General features: G+C 59.8%; 26 protein-coding genes. 17 read left to right on the top strand and 9 right to left on the bottom strand.

Features of this window, described 5'->3' with window-relative positions; translation table 11 throughout:
- Positions 1–39: 39 nt before the first annotated feature.
- The gene (gene urtA / locus Q5Y75_RS18240; RefSeq protein ID WP_306200215.1) at positions 40–1320 is read right to left on the bottom strand and encodes an urea ABC transporter substrate-binding protein; all 1281 of its coding nucleotides are present in this window, start codon (positions 1318–1320) and stop codon (positions 40–42) included.
- Between the two features lie 381 nt (positions 1321–1701).
- Between urtA and Q5Y75_RS18235 the strand changes: the two genes are divergently transcribed.
- The 9 genes from Q5Y75_RS18235 (at position 1702) to ureG (ending at position 7155) form a co-directional block, all read left to right on the top strand.
- Positions 1702–2541, top strand: a complete 840-nt coding sequence (locus tag Q5Y75_RS18235; protein ID WP_510769690.1) for an urease accessory protein UreD — start codon at positions 1702–1704, stop codon at positions 2539–2541.
- 1 nt (position 2542) lies between these two features.
- Entirely contained in the window at positions 2543–2845 is a 303-nt protein-coding gene (locus tag Q5Y75_RS18230) for an urease subunit gamma (protein WP_306200210.1), read from the top strand.
- A gap of 17 nt (positions 2846–2862) precedes the next feature.
- The gene (locus Q5Y75_RS18225) at positions 2863–3024 is read left to right on the top strand and encodes a peptidase M23 (RefSeq protein ID WP_306200208.1); all 162 of its coding nucleotides are present in this window, start codon (positions 2863–2865) and stop codon (positions 3022–3024) included.
- Positions 3021–3326, top strand: a complete 306-nt coding sequence (locus Q5Y75_RS18220) for an urease subunit beta (protein ID WP_306200206.1) — start codon at positions 3021–3023, stop codon at positions 3324–3326. The genes Q5Y75_RS18225 and Q5Y75_RS18220 overlap by 4 nt, the downstream gene beginning before the upstream one ends.
- A complete protein-coding gene (gene ureC / locus Q5Y75_RS18215; protein WP_306200203.1) occupies positions 3326–5035 on the top strand; it encodes an urease subunit alpha in 1710 nt (569 codons plus the stop codon). The genes Q5Y75_RS18220 and ureC overlap by 1 nt, the downstream gene beginning before the upstream one ends.
- A gap of 130 nt (positions 5036–5165) precedes the next feature.
- The gene (locus Q5Y75_RS18210; RefSeq protein WP_306200200.1) at positions 5166–5393 is read left to right on the top strand and encodes a hypothetical protein; all 228 of its coding nucleotides are present in this window, start codon (positions 5166–5168) and stop codon (positions 5391–5393) included.
- Positions 5394–5427: 34 nt separating this feature from the next.
- Entirely contained in the window at positions 5428–5880 is a 453-nt protein-coding gene (locus Q5Y75_RS18205) for an urease accessory protein UreE (RefSeq protein ID WP_306200197.1), read from the top strand.
- Complete coding sequence (locus Q5Y75_RS18200; RefSeq protein WP_306200194.1) at positions 5864–6511, top strand: urease accessory protein UreF; 648 nt, start codon at positions 5864–5866, stop codon at positions 6509–6511. Before Q5Y75_RS18205 ends, Q5Y75_RS18200 begins: the two co-directional genes overlap by 17 nt.
- A complete protein-coding gene (gene ureG, locus Q5Y75_RS18195; protein ID WP_306200191.1) occupies positions 6508–7155 on the top strand; it encodes an urease accessory protein UreG in 648 nt (215 codons plus the stop codon). Before Q5Y75_RS18200 ends, ureG begins: the two co-directional genes overlap by 4 nt.
- Positions 7156–7546: 391 nt before the next feature.
- Here ureG and Q5Y75_RS18190 read toward each other — a convergent pair whose 3' ends face one another.
- Positions 7547–8731 carry an MFS transporter gene (locus tag Q5Y75_RS18190; RefSeq protein WP_306200188.1) on the bottom strand — a complete coding sequence of 395 codons (1185 nt, stop codon included), beginning with the start codon at positions 8729–8731 and terminating at the stop codon, positions 7547–7549.
- A gap of 162 nt (positions 8732–8893) precedes the next feature.
- Between Q5Y75_RS18190 and Q5Y75_RS18185 the strand changes: the two genes are divergently transcribed.
- From Q5Y75_RS18185 to Q5Y75_RS18175, 3 genes are all read left to right on the top strand, one after another.
- Positions 8894–9502: a 2-hydroxychromene-2-carboxylate isomerase gene (locus tag Q5Y75_RS18185; RefSeq protein ID WP_306200186.1), complete on the top strand. Its 609-nt coding sequence runs from the start codon at positions 8894–8896 to the stop codon at positions 9500–9502.
- Between the two features lie 396 nt (positions 9503–9898).
- Positions 9899–10249, top strand: a complete 351-nt coding sequence (locus Q5Y75_RS18180) for a nitrile hydratase subunit alpha (protein ID WP_306200184.1) — start codon at positions 9899–9901, stop codon at positions 10247–10249.
- 59 nt (positions 10250–10308) lie between these two features.
- Positions 10309–10665 (top strand): NHLP leader peptide family RiPP precursor, encoded by a 357-nt coding sequence (locus Q5Y75_RS18175; RefSeq protein WP_306200181.1) that lies wholly within the window; start codon positions 10309–10311, stop codon positions 10663–10665.
- Positions 10666–11047: 382 nt separating this feature from the next.
- Here the strand turns inward: Q5Y75_RS18175 and Q5Y75_RS18170 are convergent, their stop codons facing one another.
- The 6 genes from Q5Y75_RS18170 to Q5Y75_RS18145 all read right to left on the bottom strand — a co-directional run bounded on the left by Q5Y75_RS18170 (position 11048) and on the right by Q5Y75_RS18145 (position 17369).
- Positions 11048–12220 (bottom strand): quinone oxidoreductase family protein, encoded by a 1173-nt coding sequence (locus tag Q5Y75_RS18170; RefSeq protein ID WP_306200180.1) that lies wholly within the window; start codon positions 12218–12220, stop codon positions 11048–11050.
- Positions 12221–12242: 22 nt separating this feature from the next.
- A complete protein-coding gene (locus tag Q5Y75_RS18165; RefSeq protein ID WP_306200178.1) occupies positions 12243–15518 on the bottom strand; it encodes a type 2 lanthipeptide synthetase LanM family protein in 3276 nt (1091 codons plus the stop codon).
- Between the two features lie 107 nt (positions 15519–15625).
- The gene (locus Q5Y75_RS18160) at positions 15626–15946 is read right to left on the bottom strand and encodes a hypothetical protein (protein WP_306200175.1); all 321 of its coding nucleotides are present in this window, start codon (positions 15944–15946) and stop codon (positions 15626–15628) included.
- 28 nt (positions 15947–15974) lie between these two features.
- Positions 15975–16322 (bottom strand): hypothetical protein, encoded by a 348-nt coding sequence (locus tag Q5Y75_RS18155; RefSeq protein WP_306200172.1) that lies wholly within the window; start codon positions 16320–16322, stop codon positions 15975–15977.
- A gap of 86 nt (positions 16323–16408) precedes the next feature.
- A complete protein-coding gene (locus Q5Y75_RS18150) occupies positions 16409–16759 on the bottom strand; it encodes a hypothetical protein (protein WP_306200170.1) in 351 nt (116 codons plus the stop codon).
- Positions 16760–17033: 274 nt separating this feature from the next.
- Positions 17034–17369, bottom strand: coding sequence for a hypothetical protein (locus Q5Y75_RS18145; protein WP_306200168.1), 336 nt, complete (start codon positions 17367–17369; stop codon positions 17034–17036).
- Between the two features lie 358 nt (positions 17370–17727).
- On the opposite strand from Q5Y75_RS18145, the gene Q5Y75_RS18140 reads away from it, so the two are divergent.
- From Q5Y75_RS18140 to Q5Y75_RS18130, 3 genes are read left to right on the top strand one after another with little or no spacing between them, the layout of a single operon-like run.
- The gene (locus Q5Y75_RS18140) at positions 17728–18969 is read left to right on the top strand and encodes an NHLP bacteriocin system secretion protein (protein ID WP_306200165.1); all 1242 of its coding nucleotides are present in this window, start codon (positions 17728–17730) and stop codon (positions 18967–18969) included.
- The gene (locus Q5Y75_RS18135; protein WP_306200162.1) at positions 18966–21107 is read left to right on the top strand and encodes an NHLP family bacteriocin export ABC transporter peptidase/permease/ATPase subunit; all 2142 of its coding nucleotides are present in this window, start codon (positions 18966–18968) and stop codon (positions 21105–21107) included. Before Q5Y75_RS18140 ends, Q5Y75_RS18135 begins: the two co-directional genes overlap by 4 nt.
- Positions 21088–24006: an NHLP bacteriocin export ABC transporter permease/ATPase subunit gene (locus Q5Y75_RS18130; RefSeq protein ID WP_306200158.1), complete on the top strand. Its 2919-nt coding sequence runs from the start codon at positions 21088–21090 to the stop codon at positions 24004–24006. The genes Q5Y75_RS18135 and Q5Y75_RS18130 overlap by 20 nt, the downstream gene beginning before the upstream one ends.
- A gap of 35 nt (positions 24007–24041) precedes the next feature.
- Here Q5Y75_RS18130 and Q5Y75_RS18125 read toward each other — a convergent pair whose 3' ends face one another.
- Positions 24042–25517, bottom strand: a complete 1476-nt coding sequence (locus Q5Y75_RS18125; protein WP_306200155.1) for an NAD-dependent succinate-semialdehyde dehydrogenase — start codon at positions 25515–25517, stop codon at positions 24042–24044.
- A gap of 212 nt (positions 25518–25729) precedes the next feature.
- Between Q5Y75_RS18125 and Q5Y75_RS18120 the strand changes: the two genes are divergently transcribed.
- Both Q5Y75_RS18120 and Q5Y75_RS18115 read left to right on the top strand, forming a co-directional pair.
- Entirely contained in the window at positions 25730–25996 is a 267-nt protein-coding gene (locus tag Q5Y75_RS18120; RefSeq protein ID WP_306200153.1) for a hypothetical protein, read from the top strand.
- 9 nt (positions 25997–26005) lie between these two features.
- The gene (locus tag Q5Y75_RS18115) at positions 26006–26650 is read left to right on the top strand and encodes a DUF1523 family protein (protein WP_306200150.1); all 645 of its coding nucleotides are present in this window, start codon (positions 26006–26008) and stop codon (positions 26648–26650) included.
- Positions 26651–26654: the final 4 nt, after the last annotated feature.

The raw sequence follows: 26654 nt of genomic DNA, 5'->3' as shown, positions 1-26654 counted from the left end.
GGCCAGAGGGGTCGCCCCCTCTGGCAGATTTTCGTGGGATCAGTAGTTCGACTTGGTCTGAACGCAGGTCGAGGTTTCGGTGTTGTACATCCCGCAACCCAGTTCTTTCCAATCCGATTTCAGCAGCGCCGATTCCGGCAGGAAGTCGGTCCAGGCGTCGCCCGGCACTTCTTCGGTCTGGCTGATGATGTCGAACTGACCATCGTCGAGGATCTCTCCGATCAACACCGGCTTGGCCAGATGGTGGTTGGGCAGCATCACGGCTGTGCCACCGGTCAGGTTCGGGAACTCCTGCCCGTACATGGCCGCGCGAACCGCATCAACCTCAGTGCTTTGGGCCGCTTCGGCCGCGTTCACCCACATGTTGAAGCCGATATAATGCGCCTCCATCGGGTCATTGGTGACGCGTTCCTCGCCCATGCGCTCTTTCCAAGTCGCGATGAAATCCTCGTTGGTTTCCGACTCTGCCGACTGGAAATAGTTCCAGGCCGCCAGATGGCCGACGAGGTTCGAGGTATCGAGGCCCGAAAGCTCTTCCTCGCCCACCGAGAAGGCAACGACAGGGATATCGTCGGCAGACACACCAGCAGCAGCCAGTTCCTTGTAGAAGCCGATATTGGCGTCACCGTTGATGGTCGAGATCACGCCAACCTTTTTGCCATCGGCCCCAAGGGCGACCACATCAGCCACGATCTTGGACCAGTCGGAATGGCCAAAGGGCGTGTAGTTCACAAAGATATCATCCTTGGCGATGCCCTTCTGCTGCAGGTAGCTTTCCAGGATATTGTTGGTGGTCCTGGGGTAGACATAGTCCGTGCCAAGCAGAGCGAATTTCTCGACCCCCAGTTCCTCCAGGAAATAATCCGTCGCCGGGATCGCCTGCTGGTTCGGCGCAGCGCCGGTGTAGAAGACGTTCTTGGACGATTCCTCGCCCTCATACTGCACCGGGTAGAACAGCAACCCGTTCAGTTCCTCGATCACCGGCAGAACCGATTTCCGGCTCACGCTTGTCCAGTTGCCGAAAATCACATCGACATCATGCACCGTCAGCAATTCCCGCGCCTTTTCCGCGAAAAGCGGCCAATCCGAGGCCGGATCGACCACAACGGCCTCGATCTCGCAGCCCAGAACACCGCCCTTGTCGTTTTGCTGATCAATCAGCATCAGCATCGTGTCTTTCAGCGTGGTTTCCGAAATGGCCATCGTGCCCGACAGCGAATGCAGCACACCAACTTTTACGGGGCAGTCAGCCGCATGGGCGACGCCGGTCAGCGCAGTGGTCGCGGCTGCCGCCGCCAATGTGGTTTTCAGGAAGTTCATTCTGTCTCCTCGCGGGGCGGATCTGCGGTGCACGCTTGCCTTGGCAGGCGGCTCTGCGTACCTATTCCCCCGCAACTTAAAAGTTGCACCCGTGTGGCGGCTGATCCGAGAGCCAAACTGATCCGGCCGTCACACACCCTTGACCGGTCCCCCCGGCCTGAGTGCCATAAGCGATTCTGCAATGCGGCAATTTAGGCAACGGCCCGGCGGGTGTTTTCTAGCCCAATGCATGATTTTGCCTAATTTTTAATCTCATAAGATTGTTTCGTTTATATTTTGGGCAACCAAGGGGGGGATATCGCTGATTTGGCCGTTTAGGCTGGTTGCCCCTGCCCCACTGATCGACAGTCAGCGCCGAAATCGCCTGAAACGGAGGCAGTTATTCAACTGGCCGCACCCATATCGACGCCGTCTTCATCATCCGCGCAACCCAGAGCGCGGGGGCATATCCGACTGTCGACCAAACCGCTTGCTGGTCGCAGCGTGCTGGATGACCTGCGGATGTCGGGCTCGTATAAATGCGTTTTCCCAAAGCCAAACGGGCCTGCGGTTGATGCGGTCCTGGTCAACACGGCGGGCGGGATCACCGGCGGGGATCGGTTCCAGGTCGAGGCGCGTGCCCTTGCCGGAACCGCGCTGACCTTGACCACACAAGCCGCCGAGCGCGCCTACCGCGCTCAACCCGGCCAGTTCGGGCAATTGCATACTGAGCTGCATGTCGAAGCCGGGGCAAACCTCCATTGGCTGCCGCAGGAAACCATCCTGTTCAATGGCTCGACCCTGCATCGCAGGCTTCGGGTCGAACTGGACGACGATGCCCGGTTTCTGATGGTCGAACCGTTGATTCTGGGCCGTCCCGCCATGGGCGAGAGCCTCACTGATGCGCGGTTCCGAGACCACGTGGAGATCAACCGCGCTGGTCGCCCGATCTTTCTGGATCGCCTCGACCTGAGCGGCGATCTGCAGGCCCATATGGCGCGGCCCTTCACCGGCAATGGCGCGGGGGCGATGGCGCTGCTGCTCTATGCCGCCCCGGATGCTGAGGCCCGCCTGAACGGGTTGCGCGATCTGCTGTCTGAGACCGCCGGGGCCAGCCTGATCCGGGACGGGCTGCTGGTGGCGCGGGTGCTGGCGCGCGACGGCTTCGCCCTGCGCCAGGTTCTGGAACCGGCGCTGACATACCTGTCGCAAAGTGAATTACCAAAATGCTGGACGCTCTGACATGAACCTGACCCCAAGAGAAAAAGACAAGCTGCTGGTCGCGATGGCCGCCGAGGTGGCGCGCAAACGGCTGGCGCGTGGCGTCAAGCTGAACCACCCCGAGGCGATTGCGCTGATCACCGATGCGGTGGTCGAAGGCGCGCGCGACGGGCGCTCGGTCGCTGACATGATGCAGGCGGGTGCGCAGGTGATCACCCGCGACCAATGCATGGAAGGCGTGCCCGAAATGATCCACGAGGTTCAGGTCGAGGCTACCTTTCCCGACGGCACCAAGCTCGTCACTGTTCACAACCCCATTCGCTGAGTTAAAAGGAGATACCGATGACCCGACTGATGCTGCCCGCCCTGATGTTTGCCACGCCCGCTATGGCCCATGAGGCCGGACATGTTCATGCTCATGGGACGGATTATACCAATCTTGGCTTGGGCCTCGCCCTGATTACGCTGGCTGCGGTCGGTCTTTCCGCGACCCGTTCCAAATGATCCCGGGTGAGTTCATGCCCACAGCGGGTGACATCATCCTGAACGCCGGGGCCGAGGCGATCACGCTGATGGTTGCCAATACCGGCGACAGACCGATTCAGGTGGGCAGTCACTATCACTTTGCTGAAACCAACCCCGCCTTGGACTTCGATCGGCACGCCGCCCACGGGCTGCGTCTGGATATCGCGCCGGGAACAGCGGTGCGGTTCGAGCCGGGCCAGCGCCGTGAAATATCGCTGATCCCCATCGGCGGTGCGCGACGGGTTTATGGGTTCAATCAACAAGTCATGGGCGACCTCTGATGCCAGCAACAATCAAACGCTCCGACTATGCCGCCATGTTCGGCCCCACTATCGGCGACAGGCTGCGGTTGGCCGATACCGATCTGATCATCGAAGTGGAACGCGACCTCACCACCTATGGCGAAGAGGTCAAGTTCGGCGGTGGCAAGGTGATCCGCGACGGGATGGGGCAGTCTCAGGTCACGCGTGCCGAAGGGGCAGTGGACACGGTGATCACCAATGCCTTGATCGTGGATCATTCCGGCATCTACAAGGCGGATGTGGGGCTGAAAGACGGGCGCATCGCCAAGATCGGCAAGGCCGGTAACCCGGACACGCAGCCGGGCGTTGATATCATCGTCGGCCCGGGCACTGAGGCCATTGCGGGCGAAGGACGCATCCTGACCGCTGGCGGGTTCGACAGCCATATCCACTTTATCTGCCCGCAACAGATCGAGGACGCGTTGCATTCCGGTCTGACCACCATGCTGGGCGGTGGCACTGGCCCCGCTCATGGCACGCTGGCCACCACCTGCACGCCTGGCCCCTGGCATATCGGACGGATGCTGCAAGCCGCCGATGCCTTTCCGATGAACCTGGCCTTTGCGGGCAAGGGCAACGCCTCGCTGCCCGCTGCACTTGAGGAACAGGTCAAGGCCGGGGCCTGCGCCCTGAAACTGCACGAGGATTGGGGCACAACGCCTGCCGCCATCGACTGCTGCCTCTCGGTCGCGGATGCGATGGATGTGCAGGTGATGATCCATACCGATACGCTGAACGAATCCGGGTTTGTGGAAAACACCGTGGCTGCCATGAAAGGCCGGACGATCCACGCCTTCCACACCGAAGGCGCGGGCGGTGGTCATGCCCCGGATATCATCAAGATCTGTGGTGAGGATCACGTTCTGCCCTCCTCGACCAACCCAACCCGGCCTTTCACGGTCAACACGGTCGAAGAGCATCTCGACATGCTGATGGTCTGCCATCACCTCGACAAGTCGATCCCCGAGGACGTGGCCTTTGCCGAAAGCCGCATCCGGCGCGAGACGATTGCCGCCGAAGACATCCTGCACGATATGGGGGCGTTCTCGATCATCGCATCCGACAGTCAGGCCATGGGCCGTGTGGGCGAGGTGCTGATCCGCACCTGGCAAACCGCTGACAAGATGAAGAAACAGCGGGGCCGTTTGCCGGAGGAAGCCGGCGACAACGACAATCTGCGCGTCCGCCGCTATATCGCCAAATACACCATCAACCCGGCCATCGCCCACGGCCTGAGCCATCAGATCGGCAGCATTGAGGAAGGCAAACGCGCCGATCTTGTTCTGTGGAACCCGGCCTTTTTCGGCGTCAAACCGGAGATGGTGCTGCTTGGCGGCACCATCGCCTGTGCGCAGATGGGCGACCCCAATGCCTCAATCCCAACGCCGCAACCGGTTTACAGTCGGCCAATGTTCGGAGCCTATGGCCGCTCGGTCGAACGCTCGGCCATCACCTTTGTCTCAGCTGCAGCGCAGACCGAGGGGATCGGCGATGCGCTGGGGCTGGCCAAGGACACGGTAGCGGTGCAGGGCACCCGCAGCATCGGCAAACGCGATCTGATCTTGAACGATGCGACACCGCAGATCGAGGTGGACCCCGAAACCTATGAGGTGCGCGCCGATGGAGAGCTGCTGACGTGCCAGCCCGCCGAAACCCTGCCGATGGCGCAGCGGTACTTTTTATTCTGATCAAATTTTGTGCTGCGTTGCAGCAATCACAACGCAGCCATGATCAAAAACCCACTATACAGTGAGGGTCAAATGACAAACACTCAATGCCATGGGAGGACCTGCTTAACCCATCTTTATGGAGGTCCTAATGGCACAATTCACACTTCAAGAACGCCCCGGTTTCTCGGTTTCCGCAATGCTCAGCAGAGTCGGATCATCGATCTATGCGGTTTTGATCAACATGGCCGAGGCCCGCTCGCACGCGAAACAGATTCAGTTTCTGCAATCGCTCAGCGACGAAGAACTGAAACGCTGCGGCTTGTCACGCGACCGTATCGTGCATCACGTCTTTGCCGGTTCGGTCTGGCGCATCTAACGGACGCACAACCCAAATCAGAGGAGGCGTGCGCATGACCACCCTCCTCGCTACTACGCGCCAGTACTCCGATCATTTGCACGGCGAGTCCTCGAACAATCTGTCTCTGACCTACGAGGACCGCTTCTTGCGCCGCAAAGTGCTCACCTGCGAAGATGGCGAGCGGATTATGGTCGATCTGGCGCAAACGACCTCGCTGAACCATGGCGGTGCGCTGATCCTGGACGACGGGCGCGCGGTTGAAATTCACGCCGCGCCCGAGCCGCTTTTGGAAGTCACAGCATCCAATCTGACCCGTATCTCCTGGCATATCGGCAACCGCCACACACCCTGCCAGATCGAGGGCGACCGGCTGCTGATCCAACGCGATCACGTGATGCGCGACATGCTGATGAAGCTGGGCGCAACCCTGCGCGATGTGGTCGAACCTTTTACGCCCGAAGGCGGCGCTTACGGGCACGGGCGGACCCATGGCCACGCCCACTGAGACGCTGACCCTGCTGCAATGGCTGTCGCCCGCCTACCCGGTCAGCGCCTATGCCTATAGCCATGGGCTGGAAGCGGCTGTGGATCAGGGCTGGGTCACCGATGCGCAGAGCTTCAAGTCGTGGCTGAGCGATGTTCTGACCGTCGGGTCGGGCCGATCAGACGCCTTGTTTTTGGCAGCGGCCTACCGCGCACGCGCGACAGAAGCGCTAACCCGTATTGATGACATGGCACGGGCTTTTGCGCCCTCACACGAAAGATTGCTTGAGACCGACCAGCAAGGAGCGGCCTTTTGCCGGACCACGCGCGCGGTTTCGCAGCCCGGTTTGGGCGACTGGGTCTATCCGGTGGCCCTTGGGGCGGCGGCCGCGCAGGAAGGCCTGCCGCTGGACCTGACCCAGCGCAGCTATCTGCAGGCCTTCGCCGCAAACCTGATCGCGGCGGCGCAGCGGCTGTTGCCGCTGGGGCAGACCGAAGGACAGGTGATGCAACACGCTCTGCTCCCGGTTTATGCCGAGGTGGCAAAGGCGACGGAACATGGTGATCTGGATGCGCTGAGCAGCACCGCCGTTCTGAGCGATATCGCGGCGATGAAACATGAAACCCAGTATTCGAGGATTTTCCGAACATGAGCAGTATGAACGGTCCCCTGCGCATCGGTATCGGCGGCCCGGTGGGCGCAGGTAAAACCACTCTGACAGCCGCGCTTTGCACCGCATTGCGCGACAAGGTCTCGCTGGGTGTCATCACCAATGACATCTACACGCAGGAGGACGCCGATGCGCTGATGCGCATGCAGGTGCTGCCCTCGGACCGGATCATCGGGGTCGAAACCGGCGGCTGCCCGCATACGGCAATCCGCGAGGACGCCTCGATCAACCTCGCCGCCGTGGCGCAGATGGTCGAGCGGCACCCCGAGGTCGAGGTGGTGCTGATCGAAAGCGGCGGCGACAACCTGTCGGCCACGTTCAGCCCGGAACTGGCCGATCTGACCCTTTATGTGATCGATGTGGCGGCAGGCGAAGAAATCCCGCGCAAGGGCGGCCCAGCGATCACCCGCTCAGACGTCCTGATCATCAACAAGACCGATCTGGCCCCGCATGTGGGTGCCGATCTGGACGTGATGCGGCGCGACGCGACGCGCATGCGCAAGGATCGGCCCTTTGTGATGGCCGCGCTGCGCCATGGTCAGGGCGTGGCGCAGATTGTTGAGCTGATCGCGGGGCTTGGCGGCCTGCAGCTTGAACAACAGACCCAGCGCGAAGCAGCGGTGTGATCCGGGCGTGCCGGAAAAATCGTCCCCTGGCGAGATTTTTTTGCCCTTGTGTGGCCTGGATTACAGAAGCCCCCGCATCTTTGTGGCTGAATGAGGTCAGGCGGTACGACATTAACCGCTCTAGTTTGGGAGATATTGACCGAAACTATTAAGCCGAAGCGCACGAGAACTTTCTGCGTTGGTCTGGAATTCCCGACAGGCCGCGCCTCCGGAGATCGGTTTCCGATCAGCGAGTGAACCGGTGATGAACATGCGCTATGTTAACGATTACTGGCCGCAGCGCGGCATTTGATTTTAACGCTTTCCCAAGGCGTGGTGTACCGAAACGGGGTTTCCCCGTTTCGGTATCCATTTTTTGGGGCTTGGAACTACTTCGATCTGACTCGCATCGTCACGAAGGCGATGGGTGGCGTTTCCGAGACACGCTACCCAGCACCAGCACAATCGCCGCCACGCCAGCCACGCCGGAGGCCACGAGAATCACGGTGCGGAAGTCATAAGCCTGCGCGATCAGACCCGCTGCCGGCCCGGCAAGTATCCCGGTCACCATCAGCGTATTCCAATAGAGCGCGGTGGCGCGTGCCGGACGGTTCGGCGCGAAGGACTGGACAAAGCTGATCCCCAGACTGGCATAGAGCCCGTAATAAAGCCCCTCCATCGCCGCACCGGCCAGCATCTGCGGATAGCTCTGGACCGACGCGAGCACCTGAATCGTAACCACAGCCAGCAGCGTTACCCCAAACAGCGATTTCCGCAAACCAAACCGCGCGATCAGATAAGGCGTTGAAAAGATGGCGAACACCTCGACAAAGGTTTTCACGCTGAAGGCGGTGCCAGGCGCATAGCCAGGCAGGCCGACCTCTTGCACATAAAACAGCGGCAGGGCCGAGAAGGTCAGCGAATGCGCCGTAGACAGGCAGAATACAAACGCCGCCGCCAGCCATAGCCCGGTATTGAGCCTGCCCTGTCCTTGCTCCGACGTTTGATCGTCTTTGGCCTCAAGGCGCAGGTCATGCGGCACGGCCCACCACCAGAGTGCAAGCCAGAGCAGCGAAAGCAGCGCGCTCAGCTTGAACACCGCCGTCGCGCCCAGTTGATCGGCAATCAGAAAGGAGATTGCCGGGCCGACCATCCACGCCGTCGAGGTGGTGGCGCGCATATAAGCGTTGAAGCGGTTACGGGTGATCCCATGCCGTTCGGCCATGCCGCCACCGAGGCTGAACAGGGTCGATACGGTGCTGGTGCTGATTCCGAAGCCCAGAACACCAACGCTCAACACCACCCAGAAGAGCGGTGCGACCGACAGGACGAGATTTGCGATCAGAAAGGCCGCCGCCGCGATCCCGATCAGCGGAAAAGCATTGCCCCCGCCATCCAGCCGCCCTGCAAAGTTGCGATTCACCAGAATCGCCAGGCAGGACACCATCCCGGCATAGATGCTTATGGTCCAGGGCTCATTCCCTAACCCGTTGACAATGAAAAACCCCATATAGGGCACGATCATTGCGCTGCAGACGGTCCCCACGAAGAGAAGAAGCAGAAAGGATAGCAGCGCGGCGGGAAATGACCGGAACATGTGGCTCAATCACATAAGAGAATGCTATGGGATTGACATCGCATGCGGGGTGGAATGGCACAAGGCCGACCGTGCCCTCGCCGCTCAGCGATCGGTTGGCATCGGGCCTCGGATCGGTAACACTGCCGCTCGCAGATATCAGTTCAACACAGGATCCGGCCCATGCCCGTATTGCATTTCTGGTACGAATTCGCCTCGACCTACTCCTACCTAACGGCGACGCGGATTGAGGATCGCTGCCGTGCCGCCGGGGTGGACCTGATCTGGCGACCCTTCCTTCTGGGGCCAATCTTTCACGCGCAGGGATGGGATACCTCCCCTTTCAACATCTACGAGGCCAAGGGCCGTTACATGTGGCGCGATCTGGAGCGCCGCGCTGCCGCCCAGGGCCTGCCGAATATCCATCGGCCTGATCCGTTTCCGCAGAACAGCCTACTCGCCGCGCGCATTGCGACGATCGGCGTAGGGACGGGCTGGGGTCCCGATTTCACCCGCGCGGTCTATGCCGCGCAATTCGCGGAGGGGCAGTCCATCAGCGCCCCCGAAACACTGATCGCGCTGCTCGACGGTCTGGGCCTGGATGGATCACAGATGATCCAACGCGCGCAGACCGACGATTCCGTCAAGAACGGGCTGCGCGCAGCCACCGAAGCCGCGCAATCGCAAGGGTTATTCGGTGCGCCGAGTTTCACCACCGAGGATGGAGAGCTGTTCTGGGGAGATGACCAGCTTGAGGACGCGATAGATTGGGCCCTGCGCGTAAAGGGTTGAGCGCGCCGGTTTCTTACTACCCTTGAACATCTGCTTGTCTGAACTTGGCCGATCAGGGCCATTTGAAGCTACGTTCGGGGCAAGAATTCTTAAATCTATTTTAACAGAAATCGCACCCGTCAAACAGGTTTGAATTCTACCTTTTTAGGTGAAACGAGGAAATATATCTCGGAAATAAGTCGGAGCCATTGCTTTTTGCAACGTGCTCAATTCCGATTTGATCGTGGACTCTGAAGGTGAATACAGCCTTCGCGCTTTGCGGAATCCTCCTTTCTGATGGCAGAGGGATTCTCGTTAATGAGATATCTCCAAGTCACTGTAAATAAACCAACTCCGGGGAGGAGAAGTAAAATCCCGGATTAATCGCACGATCCGTGCAAACTAAGGGAGAATACAATGACCATTCAAAACCAAATGCAAAACACGGCAGAAGTTCAAAAGGCGGAATTTCTCAATAAGGTGTGGAGCGACGATGCATATCGCGCACAATTGCAGGATGATCCAAAAGCCGCGCTGGCTGAATTCGGGACGCAGATTCCCAACGATGTGGAAATCAAATTTGTCATGGATACGGACAAAGTCAAATACCTGCATATTCCATATGTCGCGACCGAGGGCGAAATCTCGGACAGCGACCTGCTGAACGCCGTCGGCGGAACCACCCCGCTTTGCTACGTGGCGGCGGTGTCGATCGCAGGTGCGGTTTCGGCGGGGATCTCGGCAGGAATTACCGCAGCAACAAAGTGATCCGGTGTGCGCAACGGGGAACAAACCCGACGCGCCAAACCCAATGAATGGAGATAGCAATGACCAAGAGCAATGCAATTCACACGCCTGCGGCGCCGATGCCGCGTGGTGAAATATTGAACAAGGCCTGGAATGACAATGCGTTCATGGCACAGCTGGAAAGTGATCCGCGCGCAGCCCTCGCTTCCGCTGGTCACAACATTCCCGAGGATGTCGAGATCAAGGTTGTGCGCGACAATGGCGAAACGCGTTTTTTGCACGTACCGTCGGCCCCGCAGCAAGGCGAGATCTCCGACTCCGATCTGTTGAGTGCACAGGGTGGGACGACCTTTGTCTGTGTCGCCACCGCAGGTATCGTCACCTCGGCAGTGGTGTCTGCGGGTGGGTCGGCCTCGCTGGTGATCACGCTGGGCTAAGGCCAAATCCCCAAAAGCAGGCGGTTGTTCAGTCAACCGCCTGCTTTTTTGTGTCTGCATCCTGTTGTTCCGAAGCGCAGCGTGTTGAGGCGTTATCCGTCCACTTAGCGGCCGTGGCTTGTGAAGCCGGGAGCCCCCTACACCGCTCGCAATTCGCCAAGGCCCCCATACCCGACTGACCGTTGCATCGGAGCTAAGTCCTTCCGGGTGGGTGGCTTGCCGTCAATGGATTGGATGACGAAGCCCCGCCCCCCTTTTCAGCGAAATCACCGGATCTTCCGACCCGCATGTGTAGTGAGGTCGCTCTGATCCGAGAACGTGAAAAGGCCGCCACATCCTTTCAGATGTGGCGGCCTGTCGGGCCTTTTGACGAAGTTTTTTCTCAGGCGGTGGTCAAAGCCGCCGTGGTGTCACCGGCCTTTGCAGCATCTTTGTTGTAGTCCAGCACAACCTTGCCGAACCGGTCCGTGTCGAGATAGGTCTTCTCGAAGAACTGGCCGGTCTCCTGCACACCGAGATTGGCATAGACCGGCACGTCCAGCTTGCGGCCGGCGTAGTCGTCGATTGCGTGCTGCAGATCGCTGGTCTGGCCCAGGCAATTGCCGATGATCGAGATGTTGCGGGCCAGCACCATGCCCATCAGGCGCGAGGCATCGACGGGATCGACAATGGGCTCCTGCTCCAGAAGGTGCGTGTGCTGATCGACCACACCACAGGTGATGTGGCGTCCGCCAATGGCGAGGATGTTCGGAATCTCGGCCAGATAGACATCCGAGAACGGATCGACCATCGCGTCGAACCCGCCGATCTCCATCACGCATTGCGCCATATCACCAGACAGCGACCAGCCCTTCTGCGACGGATCGACAGTGATCAACCGATCAACTCCCAGCGCCTCCAGCTTGTCCGCATGTTTCTGCGACCGGGAGATCGCGTAGGTGTTGACGCCGTAATTCTTCAACGCCGAGATCGCATAGAGCGAGGTGTTCGATTTGGCCCCCGTCACCAGCACATTCTCGCCGGGCTGAAGGTTCAGGCGTCGCACCATGCTATAGGCCGTCTGCCCCCCGATCGAGAAACCGCCCGCCACCGCATCCGACATGCTGTCGGGGATCTGGATCAGTTTGCACTGATGCAGGGTCTGCAATTCGCGCGAGCCCTGGTTGGTCGGGATGCCCGGCATCACGCCTTCGACACCGGAATACGGGTAGGCTCCGTCCGCGATCACCCGGTCACCGGGCTTGAACCGCGTGACATTGCGGCCCACCGCAATGACCTCGCCCACAAAATCCGACCCGAGCACGAAGTAGCTCTTGCTGAATTTCGGCTCCTTCATGCGCAAGGCAAAGGCGCGGTCGCGATAGTTGCAGGAAAACGCGGTGACACGGAAATGGACCTGATCGGCATTTTCCGGCGCGTCCGCATCAAAGCCGATATCGTCGGTTTCAATAATACCGAACCGCAGCGGGACGCCTTCGAGCGTAAAGCTGCTCTCGCTTCCGGGGATGATGTTGGTGCCGGAATAGTCCTGGCCGATGATGCAAAGCTGTTTCATATCAGTCTCCTTTTCTCAGAATTCAAGTGGGGTTGGCTGAGTTGGTCGACCCGGTTTCAAACGCCCAGATGTTGGGCACCAGATCCGGGCGCGCCATGCGCAGCAGGGTCAGGCCAACGCCAGCCGAGCCCGCGAACAGGGTCGGGTTCTGGCCATCTGAGCCATTGCGCCAAGCAAAGCTGCCCGCCGCTTCCGCCTGTTGCATTGCCGTGGCCGTTTCGCGACCCAGTTTGGTCGCAAGACCCGGTGCATCGCTGCTGCGGGCCATCTCGGCCAGAAAGGCAAGCCTGCCGAACTGACCAGCGAAGACACCATCGGTGACCTCCATCGGGGCCGCGTCCAGTAGGGTGACGACCCGCCCCTCATCAGCTCCGGCAAGCTCGTCCCCCATGGACAGGCGTGCCAGCCCGATACCGGCTACGCCATTGGCATAGTCCAGCGCGGGTTTGGTTGCCGTGTCCTCCTCAAGGGTGGCGAGATCGCGCAGGTCCGGCCAGTAGCCGTAGCGATCCAGCAGCGCGGTTTCGAAGGCGACAGCCTCCTGCGCTGCGGCGCGCACATCATCATCGCCCAACAGGTTGGCCGCCCGGTGCAGCGCTAGGGCGATACCGCTTGCGCCATGCATCAGCCCGACCTGCGGCACCCGCCAGGTCCGGTCGCGCCAGGCCTTGCCACCAAAGGGCGCCTCCTTGCGCGCCTCGATCAGCGCAGCCGCGCCTGCCGCGATAAGGTCGCGATAGCGATCGGCGGGGGCTTTTTCATACAGTGCGATCAGACCCACCAGCGCACCAGCGACACCGCTCGACAGGCTGGAGTCCTCCTCGGCCTTCAGGCGCTCTTCGTCCAGCAGGCTTGCAAAGACCTTTGCGGCCTCCAAGAGCGACGGCTCGTCCAGCATATCCGCAAGCGTCACCAGACCGTAGATCACACCGCCAATGCCCGAAACGAGGCCCAGCGGGGCAAGTTTGGCCATGACACGCAGGGTGTCGAGGTTTTCGACCGCATGCCGGGTGGTGTCCAGAATGGCCATCGCCTCGACGCGGTGCTTCTCGTCACCGGTAACGCGGTAAAGCGCGGCTTCAAACATCGCGATACCGATAGTACCGGTCAGGAAGGTATTGCCGAGCGGTTGCAGTTGCAGCGCGCGCTCATCTGCCGTCACAGGAGCGAGGCACATCCAGGTCTGGCTGCGGCTTTTGCGGATCGCCGATTTTTCCACGCGACTGGCAATCATCTGCGCCGTTGCGATCAACTGGTCTGCTGTCACTGGCGCGATATCGGTTGCCGGGGCGCGTGCTGTGCCGGTGGCGTTCGGGTCCAACTCGGTCGAGCTGAGCGCCTGACGGATGATCATGAGGTCAAACTCCAGCAGATCATCAGACATGTCTGAAAGGCGTTCGCGTATTTCCGTCAGGCAGGGCGTGCGGAAGAAATCCGGAACCACGCTGCCATCGCCGCAGATCAGATCGGTACTGTTGGTAGTGCCTTCGAAGAAGGGCACGTTATAGCCCGCCATGCAGGTGGATTCATAGTGGCAGACAGCCGCCAGCGGCCCGGCCCCATCGCGCGTCACCGAGGACCGGTAGAGGAAGTCGAAATTCTGGCTCCATGCCGCGCCATCGCTGACGGACTGGCGACCAAGAGCGCGATGCTGCAGGAAGCCATAGAGTCGGGTGGCGCGCAGCACGGACCGGAACCGGAGACCGTCAAAGACATCAAGCACCCCGCCTTTGGCTGCGATAATTGCGCCATGCTGCTGCAAATAGGCAAACATCGCCTCATATCCGGCCAGCAGTTCCGGGCCATAGTCATTCACCTGCAGGGGAACGCCATTCAGATTGGGCACATTGCCGAGCGCTTTAAACTCTTCCGAGCCTCCAGCACGAGAGGCAAGTGTTTCATGGGCGTCTAGGCCACCCATCAGCACCGCCGCGCCACCGGGAACTGATGTCCAGCCCGGCAGGTAACCGCTGGTGAACACCGAGTCCTCAAGGCTGCGATACGCTTCGACCATGGCCTCAGCCTCGGGCTCGATCTCTTGGGTGTCCTTGATCCGGGCCACCATGATGGTTTCCAGATCGACGGGCACCGGGACCGGCCCCTGCGCAATGATGTTCTCGAAATGGAAATCATTGCCCTGAAGCGCCCGGATCAGGCAGAGCGTCGCACCGGAGCGGTGAAAGAACTCCGCCGCCTCATCGGCCGTTTCGCAGTCCTTCGGGGCAACCCATTCGACCCAGCCATAATCGCCGCAGGCCGCCACGTCGGGTGTACCGGCCGAGGCTGGCGCGCCATTGGCATCGAGCCAATCGATCAGAGAGGCCCAGGCTGCGTCAATATCCAGCGATTTTGGCTTGTAGCCCACCTTGGTGCCGCTTTCGAAGGTCACCTGATAGACAGACCGGCCCTCATTGTGCAGGTCTGACAGGCTAGCGCCGATCTCAGCCACCCGGCCAAGGGCAGCGTCGCCGGTCAGATCAACGATACGGGTCAACCGGTCGGCATGCAGCCGTTCGATGAACTCGACCGTCACAGCCTGCCACTGCTCGACAAGCGTTGCGATCAGGCGGGCCAGAACGGGGCGTTCCACAAAGAACTGCTTCAACCCCGTGGCCCGGAACGAGGCCACAAACCCCGGCACCTTTTCCAGCAGCGCGTCGCCGCCCAGCATGGCGGCCAGACCGCCGCCATAGCCCTGGGTCTGCACGCTCAGCGCAAACCGGTCGTTCAGAGCGCGGACGCAGATATCGGTCAGGGGCTGCAGCAGCGAGCGATCCAGATGGTCCAACCCGTCAGGCGTGAAGGAACCCATCATCTCCGGGTCAACCTGGGCGTCGCGGCGCCGCCGCACCTCGCTGACAAGCGTATAGAACAGCTCTTCGAAGGGCCTCTTGGGATCGCTGGCCAAACGCGCCACATCCTGCGCTTCGGGCGCGAGGGCGATTGCGTCGAACACCCATTCAAACGTCAACGCCCAAGCGGGCAGATCCTGCCCGGTCGGGCCCACTGGCCCGAACAGCGCAACATCCGACTGACGGTCGACTTCGCGTGCCTTGCACACATTCTCGAACACCTGAGCGTCCCCGCCAGACACCGTATGGGCCCAATCTGCGAAAACCTTCTCGGCGCGCTCGGCCTTGTCTGCGGCAGGGGCAAAGGCGGTGCGGTCCTGCAAACGTTCATCGAGCGAGGACGCGCTCGCGGCCAGCGCCTGCAATTCGGCATGGCTGAAACGCTCCTGCGCCTCAACTCTGCTGGCATTTCCGGTGATGTCATTGCTGTTTTCAAGAAGGGTCATTGGCTTTCTCTTTCTGTTCGAATGGGTTCTGGAGATTGGGCCTCGATATCTGAGGGGGTGGGGTTGGACTGCCACGCCCGAAAGGCATGGCAGTGCGAGGTGTTGTCCTAAAGGGTGATCTCGATCGAGATCGCGGATGCTGCGGAAACGATGGTCCCGACGCACACCCAAGTGGTTCCGCCCTGGGCACCGATCAGATCGGCGTCGGACAATTCGCGGTCAAAAGGGGCGGCAGGAATGTGCAGGTATTTGGTGTCACCTGTATCGCGCACCACACGCACGTCGATATCCTCGGGCAGTGCCCCGTAGATATCTTCGAGAGCTGCTCTGGGATCGCGTTCCAGCAGCGCCGCAAACGCGTCGTCATTCCAGGCGCGCTCATAAAGAGCTGCAAGGTTCTGGCTGCTGTCGTGTTGAGGGCTGCTCATCGGGACGTCCCTTCCTGATCAGGATGTTTCAGGGATTGCCAACGGTTATCGTCGGAAATGGCGCCGAAATCGGCGGGCAGGACAGCCCGATGCAGGTCTGGATGGTGATGCAGGCATTGGTGGTGCCACCCTGCGCGCCCATCAGATCGCTTTCATCAATCTCGCCCTGAACCGGGGCCGCCGGAATATGGAGGTGCTTCACACTCGGGGTGTCCCGCACGACCTTCACTTCGAGGTCTTCCGGCATGTCTCCGAAATACTCGGCCATAGCGGATTTGGGGTCACTTTCCAGACGCGCTGCAAATGCCTCATCGCTCCACACACGGTCGAGAAAGGCCGAGGTGGCAGTGTTGGAAATTTCCTGAATATGGGTCATGACACCCTCCAATCTGTGTATGATTTGCATGGTATTTGCGGGTCCGAGCGCACGTTCGTCGCCCGGACCCGTAAGGGCTGCATGCCTCAGAAGTCGTTGTTGGGCACGGTCGGCTGCGGCACAAGGCTGGTCCCGATCACGGTGGTTGCCGGGTCGCCGATCACGGTGGCGCAGTTCCAGAACGTGCCGCCGCGTGCCTGCATCAGATCCGCATCGGGGATCTCACGCTCGACCGGCGGGTTCGGGATGTGCAGGTATTTCACGTTGCCCGTATCACGGACTACTTTCACATCTACATTTGCGGGCATCTCGCCCACATATTCCTCGACAGCAGCCTTTGCGTCGTTTTCCAGACGCGCGCTGAACGACTCGTCGTTCCAGGCGCGGTCATAAAGGGCTGCGAGCTTTTCCTGATAGAATTCCTTGGACTTGGTCATGGCGTTCTTTCCTCCAATTGAACTGTGACTGTTTCATCGTTTGCAGGTGGCTTTGGAGATCTGGTGCCTATTGGCGATTTAGATTTCCTCCGCCTGCAGAAATGAAGTAAGTACGCTGTGTTTGCCGGGTGTGTAGAGAAGATTAATTGCCGTTAATGCGGAAATTTATGTATATTTCAAATTTTCTGATTGCGATAAAGCTATTTATTTCAAACACATACACCCAAGCTTCCGCATCCAGAGGCTTGGGCGCGGTTTACGAAAAACGCCTGTATCAACGAAAAGTACCGTTGGTACCAACAGCAGAAACAGCCGTAAAGTAAATGGCAATCGCCCCAGTAATACAGACCGGCGTTGTGCCACCCTGCACATTCATCAAATCGGAATCTGCAATCTCACCTTCGACCGGAGCTTGGGGAATATGCAGATATTTTACTGTATCTGTATCCCTTACGGCTTTTAATTCGACACCCTTCGGCAGATCTATTCCAAGTTCTCGGAGCGCCGCTTTAGGGCTTGCTTCGCTGAAGTTTGCGAATTTCGGATCGTCGCGCAGCTTCCCCAAGAACGCTGACTCATTATCGACTTTTGGTATCTCTTTATTATTCACGGTATTTCCCCCCATATATATACCGTATTCCAAAGGCGCGCGTTATTACTTGTTACTATTTACGCACCTCACAATACTATTTGGAGAACGCGTATTGCGAATAACTGTCATGAGCATGAAAAATTTTTAACGTCGTTTCAGGTTGCGATCAGGCACAAGTCCAATCAACGCGAGACTCCACAAAAAATCATTTTAAAACAGAGTATTGGCGTTGTTTCCAAATTCTCAAACGGATTGCGCAAGGCACTTCCGAAATTTCCGGTCAGTTGAAATCAATTCAGCACTTTCACATCTTTCTCTGAAGACACGGCGGCCCCTTTTCAATCCCCCGCATGACAATAGCCGGACGAGGTGAGATATGCAGTTCCGAGAGAAAGCCCTCAAAAAACTCTCAACCCCGGAAGAGTTGAAAGTTGCCGTCGCGGTGACCTCTCCGATGAGCTGGGTCTTGCTATGTGTTCTGCTGCTCGGGTTTGGCGCGCTTGTGACCTGGGGCTTTGGCGGGACAATCCAGACACGTGTCATCGGGCCGGCCTTTGTCGTCTATCAGGACGCCGAGGTGACCGAGGTCGTCGCCCTTGGTGACGGCACGCTGACCCGGCTGAAGGCCGGACAAGGCGACGTTGTCGAGGCGGGTGACATTCTTGGAACCGTGTCCAACCCCACGCTTGTCGGGCACTTGGAACAAACCCGCCTGCTGGCACAGGAGGCGGCGCAGTCGGTCGCGGACAACAAGGCCATGATGGAGTCAGAGCTTACGGAGTTTGACAGGCTGCAAGGTCTGCAACGTGTCGCGATGGAAAGCAAACTTGAACAGACCCAGGAGATGGTCGAGGCCTTCGAAAGCCGCCTGACGGGCAATGAAAAGCTGCTTGAACGCGGCATCACCAATGTCGCGGCGGTTGACGAAATGCGTAGCCAGTATTTCCAGGCGCGGCAGGAAATCGAAAGCGTCAACAACGACATCGCGCAGCTCGATCTCAATCGCGAGGAGCGCGTGACGTCGTGGCGTCAGCGTATGCTCGACCTGGAACGCCATCAGTCCGAACTGAACGTGCAGGTACGCGAGCTGGAGGATGCGGTCGCACAAACCGAGACGATCTACGCGCCGGCCTCGGGCGAGATCTCGCCCATCCTGGTAGCGCAGGGGGCGTATCTGGATGCAGGGCGTCCGGTCATGTCGATCATCCAGCCCAACGCGCAACTGGAAACTCTGGCCTTCATCAGCGCGAACCAGGCCAAGCTGATTACGCCCGGCATGACTGTACGCGTGTCACCAACGACCTATCAGCAGGAGGAATACGGCACGCTTCTGGGAACGGTTCAGGACGTGTCCAAATTTCCACTCTCCTCTGACGCGCTGATGGCGATCTTGCAGAACCAGAACCTGGTAAACCAGTTCGTACAGGAAGGCGCGCCGCTGCTGGTGCGTATCTCGATGGACCGGGACGCTCAGGGCGATCTGATCTGGACCTCCGCCAACGGGGCCGATGCCGAACTGACCCCCGGAACCTTGGCAAGCGTCTCGGTGATCGTGCGCGAACAGGCCCCGATTACACTGTTGCTGCCGACGCTGAAAAGCTGGGTGGGTGTGCAATGAGCCGGGTCAGAACACCAACCGTCATCCAGATGGAGGCGGTCGAATGCGGCGCGGCCTCGCTGGGGATCATGCTGGAGCATTTCGGCAAGTGGGTGCCGCTGGATGAATTGCGGGTGGCCTGTAACGTCTCGCGCGATGGCTGCAATGCCGCGGATGTGGTGCGGGCGGCGCGGGAATACGGGCTGATCGCCAAGGGCTTTCGGCTGAACCTGGAAAAGGTGGCCGAACTCAAAGCGCCGTTCATCATATTCTGGGAGTTTCGGCATTTCATGGTGGTCGAAGGGTTTGGGCGCAACTGCGTCTATATCAATGACCCCGAAACCGGCCCACGCACCATCACGCATGAGGCGTTCAGCGACGGGTTCACCGGCTTGGCGCTGACCTTTGAGCCCTCCGAGAAATTCGAACGGACCGGCAAACGCAAAAGCGCCTTTTCCGACATGGTCTCGCGTCTGGCGCAGGTCAAATCGGGTCTGGTCATGCTGGTACTGGTCAGCCTGCTGCTGATCGTGCCGGGGCTGGCCATTCCAGCCTTTTCCAAGATTTTCATCGACACCGTCTTGATACAGGGCGCGACTGACGTGCTGCGCCCACTGCTGTTTTCCATGATCATCGCGGTGATCGCCTATGCGGTGATGACCTGGCTGCAGGAATGGTCGCTGATGCAGATCGAGAACAAGATGTCGCTGACCGGAGCGGCCTTTTTCCAATCGCGATTGATGAAGCTGCCGATCCGCTTCTTTGCACAGCGCAGCCCGGGCGATCTGGTGGCGCGGATGATGGCGAATGACTCTATCGCGCAAATGCTGGGCACTCAGCTCAGCCGCAATGTCGCGAATTTTCTGACGGTGATCTTCTTTGCCGTGGTTATGGTGAGTTATGATCCGGTGCTGACGGCGATCGGCGTTGCGATAAACGTGGCGGTGACCATCGGTTGCCTTCAGGCAAAGCATGTATTGCGCAATACCAACCTCAAGCTTGAGATCGAGAATGCGCTGCTGATGGGCGTGGGCGTGTTCTCTACCCGCTCGATCGACACGATCAAGGCCAGCGCCAGCGAGGATCAGGTATTTTCCCGCTGGTCGGGCACCCATGCTCGCATGATCAATTCCGAGCAGCAGCTGGGCCGGATGATGAACGTGATCGGCATTCTGCCCAGCGTTGCAGCCTCGCTAACGACGGCGATCATCATTGGTGTCGGCAGCTTCCGCATCGTCGAGGGGCAACTGACAGTTGGCGGTCTGGTCGCCTTTTTGGCGCTGATGACCGCGTTTTCCCGTCCCTTCGAAGGTCTGGTGCAATTCATCAGCCAGTTCCAGAGTGTCGGCGCTTCACTGACACGGGTGAACGACATCCTGCAGCATGACGTGGCCGATGATTTCATATCGCCTGCCCAGGCAAAGCCCGCAGACGCCGCCAAACTGACCGGCCATGTGGAACTGCGCGATGTCAGTTTCCGCTACACACCCTCCGGGCCGCTTCTGGTTGAGGATCTGAACCTGACGATCCAGCCCGGCACGCGGGTGGCGCTGGTGGGATCGACCGGCAGCGGCAAGTCGACCATCGGGCAGATGGTGGCCGGACTTTATCATCCAGCCTCGGGCGAGATCCTCTATGACGGGCTGCGGCGCGACCAGATACCGCCGGGATTGCGGGACAGTTCCATCGGCTGGGTCGCGCAGGAACCGAACCTGTTCGAAGGCACGATCTATGACAACCTGACCCTCTGGAACGATGCGATCTCGATGGAATCGGTGATCCAGGCCGCAAAGGATGCCGAGATTCACGACATCATCATCCGCCGGCCCGGCGGCTATCAGAGCCGTCTACTGGAAGGCGGTCGCGACCTGAGCGGCGGCGAGGCCCAACGGTTCGAGATTGCCCGCACCCTGGCGCAGGATCCCAGCATTCTGATCCTGGACGAGGCGACCAGTTCGCTGGATGCGCTGGTGGAACAGAAGATCGATCAGAACATCCGCAAGCGCGGCTGCACCTGCCTGATCATCGCCCATCGCCTGTCAACGATCCGCGATTCCGAGGAAATTCTGGTGCTCGATCAGGGCAAGGTGGTCGAGCGCGGCAGTTTCAAAACCCTGATGCAAGCAGGAGGGCAGTTTCATGACCTCGTCAAATACTGACATGCCGGTATTGGAGCGCGACCGTCTCCGCGATGCTGTTCTTTCAGACGGACAAGAGCTTGCCGCCTATGGCACCGGCCCGATCGTCCTGCGCGACCCAGAAACCTGCTGGTTTGTTGCCGAAGGGTCGGCCGACATTTTTGCGACGCATCTGACCGAGGGCGATCAGCCCGAAGGCATGCGCCAGCACCTGTTTTCCGCCGAAGCAGGTGATATCCTTCTTGGGGGGCAGATCGATGAGGGCGAGCGTCGGCTTGGGCTGGTCCTGAACGGCAATGTACACACGCGGCTGTTCCAGATCTCGGCCCAAAGGCTTTTTGACGATCCCGCCCTTGCGGCCGATCTGCGTGTCCCGGTGGACCGCTGGATCGCCAATCTCGACGCGGCATTGGTGGCTGATCACAAACAAAAGCCGGTGTTTCGGGGGATGGTCACTGCAGGTCATATCCAACCGTCCGAATGTTATGCCGGCGCAAAAGACGTCGCCTGGGTGAAAGCGGACACATCCCTGACGATCTGCGGCATGACCGAAATCCAGCCGGGCGAGGCGTGGTTCCCACTTGCGGAACATAGCTGGCTTTCAACCCCGAAACCGGCTCAGGTGACAGTGAAGCGCAGTTCAGAGCTGGATTTGAAGCGCGATATCCAACCCGGTTTGCGGCTGCTTCATCGCCATGCCATGCAGGGCTTTGCCGCGAATATCGCGCGCCTTGAAACCCGCGCCCGTGCGCAGCAGCAAAGACGCAGCGCACAGGATGCCGAGCTGCTGACCCGCTCCTTTGCCGACGCGGTCGAGGTCAGCCAGCAGACACGGCCCCTTGCCCGCCCGTCCGGAACCCAAAGCGATCTCGCCAGAGTGGTCGATTTCCTCGCGGGCGTGCTGAAGGTCGACCCCTCGGATGCGCCAGCCAAACCCATGAACGATGACGGCCCTCGACCGCTTTATGCGCTGCTGGGCGATACCAACCTGTCCAGCCGCGAGATTCAGCTGACCGATGGCTGGTGGAAAGGCAAAAGCCTTCCGATGATCGTGCGCACCACCGAGGGCCACCCGCTGGCCATCTGGTCGCCCAAGCGCAGCGGCGCGATGGCCTTTGATCCGCGAACCGGCGAGACCCGCAAAGTTGATGCCGCTTTTGCCGAGACATTGGTCGAGCGGGCCCATACCGTCTATCCAACCCTGCTGCAGGAAAAGGTCGGGTTTCGCGACCTGCTCAGAACCGGCCTGCGCGGCAGCATGCGCGATCTGGTTGCGCTGCTGGCCTTCGGCATTATCGGCGGGCTGATCAGCCTGCTGACGCCCTCGCTGATGGCGACGCTAATCAATGTCGCGATCCCGCATGCGGAAACCGGATTGGTGATGGAGGTGGCCACAGTCCTGATCTCGGTCGCGATCGTGACGGCGCTGTTTCAGTTTCTGCAAGCCACCTCGCTTTTGCGGATCGAAACGCTGTTTGAATCCCAAGCGCAATCGGCGGTCTGGCACCGGTTGCTGCGGATGCCCTCCGGCTTTTTCAGGCGTTTCAACTCAGCCAACCTGACCCTGCGGGCGCTGGGCTTGTCGCAGATCCGCACGGTCCTGTCGCGCGGGATCGCGATGTCCGCGCTTGGCGCGATCTTCTCGCTGCTCAACCTGATCGTCATGATCTACTATGGCGGCTGGCTGACGCTGCCTGCGCTGATCCTGACCGCGCTGACGCTGCTGGTGGCACTTGTCACCAATCTGACCAAGCTCAAACATCTGCGTGGCTATATCGCGGCGCAGGAGGCGTTAGCCGGGTTTTCCAATCAGGCGCTGACCGGAATCCGCAAGCTGCGCATCGCCGGGGCCGAGGACCGCGTGACCGCCAAGCTGATCTCGCATCACAACGAACAGCGAAAGAACTACTACAACTCGCGCCGGGTCGAGAACTTGCTGCGCACCTTCAACACGGTGGTCCCGCTGCTGTCCACCGTGGTGTTCTTTGCGGTGATCGAGTTCATTTTCGACGCGCCGCCAAACGCCGGTAATTTCGTGGCCTTCGCCGCTGCATATGGCAGTTTCATGGTGGGTATCACGGGCTTGCTGAACAGCGTGCCACTGGGTCTGATCGCGCTGATCCAGTATGAGCGGATGAAGCCCATTCTGGACACGGCCCCGGAAAAGCCCAGCGGCGAGCAGCCGCCGGGCAAGCTGACGGGCCGGATTGAGGTGAACCGTCTGTCATTCGGCTATGACAATGACGGCCCGCCGGTCCTCAACGACATCTCGCTGGACATTCATCCGGGGCAATTCGTGGCCATTGTCGGCGCGTCCGGGTCCGGCAAATCCACCCTGCTGCGCCTGCTGCTTGGTTTTGAGCAGCCACAGAATGGCAGCATCCTCTATGATGGCAAGGATCTGTCGCGTCTCGACATTGCCGCGCTGCGCCGCCAATTCGCCGTGGTCCTGCAGGAAAACCAAATCCTTGGCGGCACCATCCTTGAGAATATCGCCGGATCGCGCCCGCTGACACTGGAACAGGCCTGGAAGGCAGCGGCCAAGGTCGGGCTGGATCAGACCATCCGCGACATGCCGATGCAGATGCATACGGTGGTCAATGATGGCAGCACGCTGTCAGGGGGCGAAAAACAAAGGCTGATGCTGGCGCGCGCCCTTGCCGGAACCCCGCGGATCATGTTCATGGACGAGGCCACCAGCTCGCTAGACAACGCCACGCAGGCAACGGTTGCCGACTCCCTTGCGGGGATTGAGATGACGCGCATCGTGATCGCCCACCGCCTGTCCACGATCAAGGACGCGGACAGGATTTTTGTGATGGAGGCGGGCAAGATCGTCGAGGCGGGGACCGCAGATGAGTTGATCGCAAAAGGGGATCACTTCGCCCGTTTCGTCGAACGCCAGCAATTCGAATACTGAAAGGCGGGCGCGCGCATCCGGCGCGCCTTGCCCGGTCAGACTGACAGGCAGATGTATTTCATCTCCAGATAGTCTTCGATCCCGTGATGGCTGCCCTCGCGACCCAGCCCCGATTGCTTGACCCCGCCAAAGGGCCCAAGTTCACTTGAGATGATGCCGGTATTGACGCCGACGATGCCATATTCCAACGCCTCGGCGACCTTGTAGACCCGGCTCAGATCCTTGGCATAAAAATATGAGGCAAGGCCAAAGATCGTGTCATTGGCCATCTCGATAACCGCATCCTCATCCTCGAACTTGAAGAGCGGCGCGAGGGGTCCGAAGGTCTCCTCCTGCGCCACCTTCATATCCTGTGTCACACCGGTGACGACGGTAGGCTCGAAAAATGTCCCGCCCAGAGCGTGGGGTTTACCGCCGGTCAAAACCTGCCCGCCGTGGGCAGTCACATCATCAAGATGTTCCTGCACCTTGGCCACCGCCTCATCACTGATCAGCGGGCCGGTGGTCACGCCTTCGGTCAGGCCATCGCCCACTTTGAGGTTTTCGACGGCCACCTTCAGCTTGGCGGCAAAGGCATCATAAACGCCGGCCTGCACATAGATACGGTTGGCGCAGACACAGGTCTGACCGTTGTTGCGGAACTTGCAGAGCATCGCGCCTTCGACGGCGGCATCCAGATCGGCGTCGTCAAAAACGATGAAGGGTGCATTGCCGCCCAGTTCCATAGAACATTTCATCACCTGATCCGCAGCCTGCCGCAGCAGGATACGGCCCACTTCGGTGGACCCGGTAAAGGTCAGCTTGCGCACGACCGGATTCTCACAGAACTCTTTGCCCACCTCGCTGGCTGAAGAGGACGGCACAACGTTCAACACCCCGGCGGGAATGCCCGCCCGTTCGGCTAGAACGCCCATCACCAGCGCCGAAAGCGGGGTTTCAGAGGCGGGGCGCGCGACAAAGGCACAGCCTGCGGCCAACGCGGGTGCGGCCTTGCGGGTGATCATTGCGTTGGGAAAGTTCCACGGCGTGATCGACGCCGCGACGCCGATGGGCTGTTTCAACACCATGATCCGCTTGTCGCGCTGATGGCCCGGGATTGTCTCGCCATAAATCCGCTTTGCCTGCTCACCAAAGAACTCGATGAACGAAGCCCCATACCCGATCTCGCCCACCGCCTCGGCCAGGGGTTTGCCCTGTTCGGCGCTGAGGATCTTGCCCAGATCCTCGGCGTTTTCCATCATCAGATCGAACCAGCGGCGCAGGATCACCGCGCGCTCTTTGCCGGTCAGTTTGGCCCAGTCCTTCTGCGCGGCCTCTGCGGCGGCAATCGCTTCGGTCACTTGCGCCCGACTCAGATCGGCAACCTCGGCGATCACATCGCCGCGCGCCGGGTTGGTGACCGCGAATGTGCCATTCTCGCCATCCACCCATTGCCCGTTGATATAGGCTTGCGTGACCAGCAGCGAGGGGTCTTTCAGCATTGATTTCAGGTCAGTGGTCGCGTCGAGCATTTCAGGTCTCCGAAAGTTGTCGAAATCCGGCTATACAGATCGTTGACGTAACGCTAGTTGAGCCTGCGCCCATGCGAAAGGGCCAGTTTCGCCTGCCGAGCGATCCAGATCGTCGGGTCGCGGCATTCGGTCCGACCGCTTTCCCCTTTTCACAACCGGGCCCATTTGCAACATTCTCAGGGAAACCCGAAGCTTACCGAGGAGACGTCCGGTTGATCGCGGCGCTGAGATTTTTGATCCCGCTGCTCGTCGTTCTGACGGTTGTCTATGTCTGCCTGTCGCTCTATTCCCGGCGTGTGCGGCGCGACAAGCTTGAGGCGCGGTGGCGGGACAAGGGCATGAGGGGTGACCGGGATGCCTTTATCAACAGGGGTCTGAAGAAGTATGATGCCTCATTCCGCCGCAAGCTGATCTTTGGGGTCTATGTCGTGCCGCTCGGGCTGATCGCAGTGCTGATCTACGTAACGAATTTCATGTGAGGACCCGCCATGGTCTATGTCAAATGGGCATTCATCATTCTCTTCTGGGGCACAATCGCCGCAGTGCTGAACTATACGCTGCCGCAATATGACGTGGTGCGGATCACCGATACCTATGAAAAGCGCATCGATCCGGGCGAAAACAGCCTGTTCTGGTCGCGCGCGGATGTTGGCAACGACACCACGACACCAAACCGGGACGTGTTCTTCATCCAGACACGCAAGGCCAACGGTAAGGTCATGGTCTATCGCAACGAGGATACCGGCTGGGGCTGGCCGCCCTATTTCAAGGTGCACTCCTCGAACCTGCAGGCCGAAGCGGCAGATATGAAGTCGACCGCCGACGCCCCCAAATGGGCTGTGATGCGGCACTATGGCTGGCGCAGCGAATTCCTGTCGATCTTCCCCAACGCGGTGAAACTCAAGGCGGTTGACGGGCCCGACTACAAGATCGTCAACTGGTTCAATATCATCTTCCTGACGGTGTTCTTTGCCCTGCTCTGGGCGCTCTATGTCCGCTGGCGCCGCTTCCGCCAGCGCCGGATCGATCCGATGCTGGAGAACGTTGAGGATAACCTCTACGCGGCGGGCGACGCTATCGCGGAGAAACGGGGGCGGCTGAGTCGTTGGCTGGGCGGTTCAAAGGCCAAGTAGAGTG

It is taken from the genome of Ruegeria discodermiae, from assembly GCF_030758345.1.
GTDB lineage: Bacteria > Pseudomonadota > Alphaproteobacteria > Rhodobacterales > Rhodobacteraceae > Ruegeria_C.
This window is presented reverse-complemented; position numbering and strand designations above follow the sequence as displayed.

Coding starts and splice junctions, on each gene's coding strand:
- ureC (WP_306200203.1), top strand. CDS start 3,326: ATGCCAGCAACAATCAAACGCTCCGACTATGCCGCCATGTTCGGCCCC.
- Q5Y75_RS18200 (WP_306200194.1), top strand. CDS start 5,864: ATGGCCACGCCCACTGAGACGCTGACCCTGCTGCAATGGCTGTCGCCC.
- Q5Y75_RS18150 (WP_306200170.1), bottom strand. CDS start 16,759: ATGACCAAGTCCAAGGAATTCTATCAGGAAAAGCTCGCAGCCCTTTAT.
- Q5Y75_RS18125 (WP_306200155.1), bottom strand. CDS start 25,517: ATGCTCGACGCGACCACTGACCTGAAATCAATGCTGAAAGACCCCTCG.
- Q5Y75_RS18160 (WP_306200175.1), bottom strand. CDS start 15,946: ATGAGCAGCCCTCAACACGACAGCAGCCAGAACCTTGCAGCTCTTTAT.
- Q5Y75_RS18230 (WP_306200210.1), top strand. CDS start 2,543: ATGAACCTGACCCCAAGAGAAAAAGACAAGCTGCTGGTCGCGATGGCC.
- Q5Y75_RS18155 (WP_306200172.1), bottom strand. CDS start 16,322: ATGACCCATATTCAGGAAATTTCCAACACTGCCACCTCGGCCTTTCTC.
- Q5Y75_RS18175 (WP_306200181.1), top strand. CDS start 10,309: ATGACCAAGAGCAATGCAATTCACACGCCTGCGGCGCCGATGCCGCGT.
- Q5Y75_RS18210 (WP_306200200.1), top strand. CDS start 5,166: ATGGCACAATTCACACTTCAAGAACGCCCCGGTTTCTCGGTTTCCGCA.
- Q5Y75_RS18205 (WP_306200197.1), top strand. CDS start 5,428: ATGACCACCCTCCTCGCTACTACGCGCCAGTACTCCGATCATTTGCAC.
- Q5Y75_RS18140 (WP_306200165.1), top strand. CDS start 17,728: ATGCAGTTCCGAGAGAAAGCCCTCAAAAAACTCTCAACCCCGGAAGAG.
- Q5Y75_RS18170 (WP_306200180.1), bottom strand. CDS start 12,220: ATGAAACAGCTTTGCATCATCGGCCAGGACTATTCCGGCACCAACATC.
- Q5Y75_RS18185 (WP_306200186.1), top strand. CDS start 8,894: ATGCCCGTATTGCATTTCTGGTACGAATTCGCCTCGACCTACTCCTAC.
- Q5Y75_RS18225 (WP_306200208.1), top strand. CDS start 2,863: ATGACCCGACTGATGCTGCCCGCCCTGATGTTTGCCACGCCCGCTATG.
- Q5Y75_RS18180 (WP_306200184.1), top strand. CDS start 9,899: ATGACCATTCAAAACCAAATGCAAAACACGGCAGAAGTTCAAAAGGCG.
- Q5Y75_RS18190 (WP_306200188.1), bottom strand. CDS start 8,731: ATGTTCCGGTCATTTCCCGCCGCGCTGCTATCCTTTCTGCTTCTTCTC.
- ureG (WP_306200191.1), top strand. CDS start 6,508: ATGAGCAGTATGAACGGTCCCCTGCGCATCGGTATCGGCGGCCCGGTG.
- Q5Y75_RS18115 (WP_306200150.1), top strand. CDS start 26,006: ATGGTCTATGTCAAATGGGCATTCATCATTCTCTTCTGGGGCACAATC.
- Q5Y75_RS18130 (WP_306200158.1), top strand. CDS start 21,088: ATGACCTCGTCAAATACTGACATGCCGGTATTGGAGCGCGACCGTCTC.
- Q5Y75_RS18220 (WP_306200206.1), top strand. CDS start 3,021: ATGATCCCGGGTGAGTTCATGCCCACAGCGGGTGACATCATCCTGAAC.
- Q5Y75_RS18135 (WP_306200162.1), top strand. CDS start 18,966: ATGAGCCGGGTCAGAACACCAACCGTCATCCAGATGGAGGCGGTCGAA.
- urtA (WP_306200215.1), bottom strand. CDS start 1,320: ATGAACTTCCTGAAAACCACATTGGCGGCGGCAGCCGCGACCACTGCG.
- Q5Y75_RS18165 (WP_306200178.1), bottom strand. CDS start 15,518: ATGACCCTTCTTGAAAACAGCAATGACATCACCGGAAATGCCAGCAGA.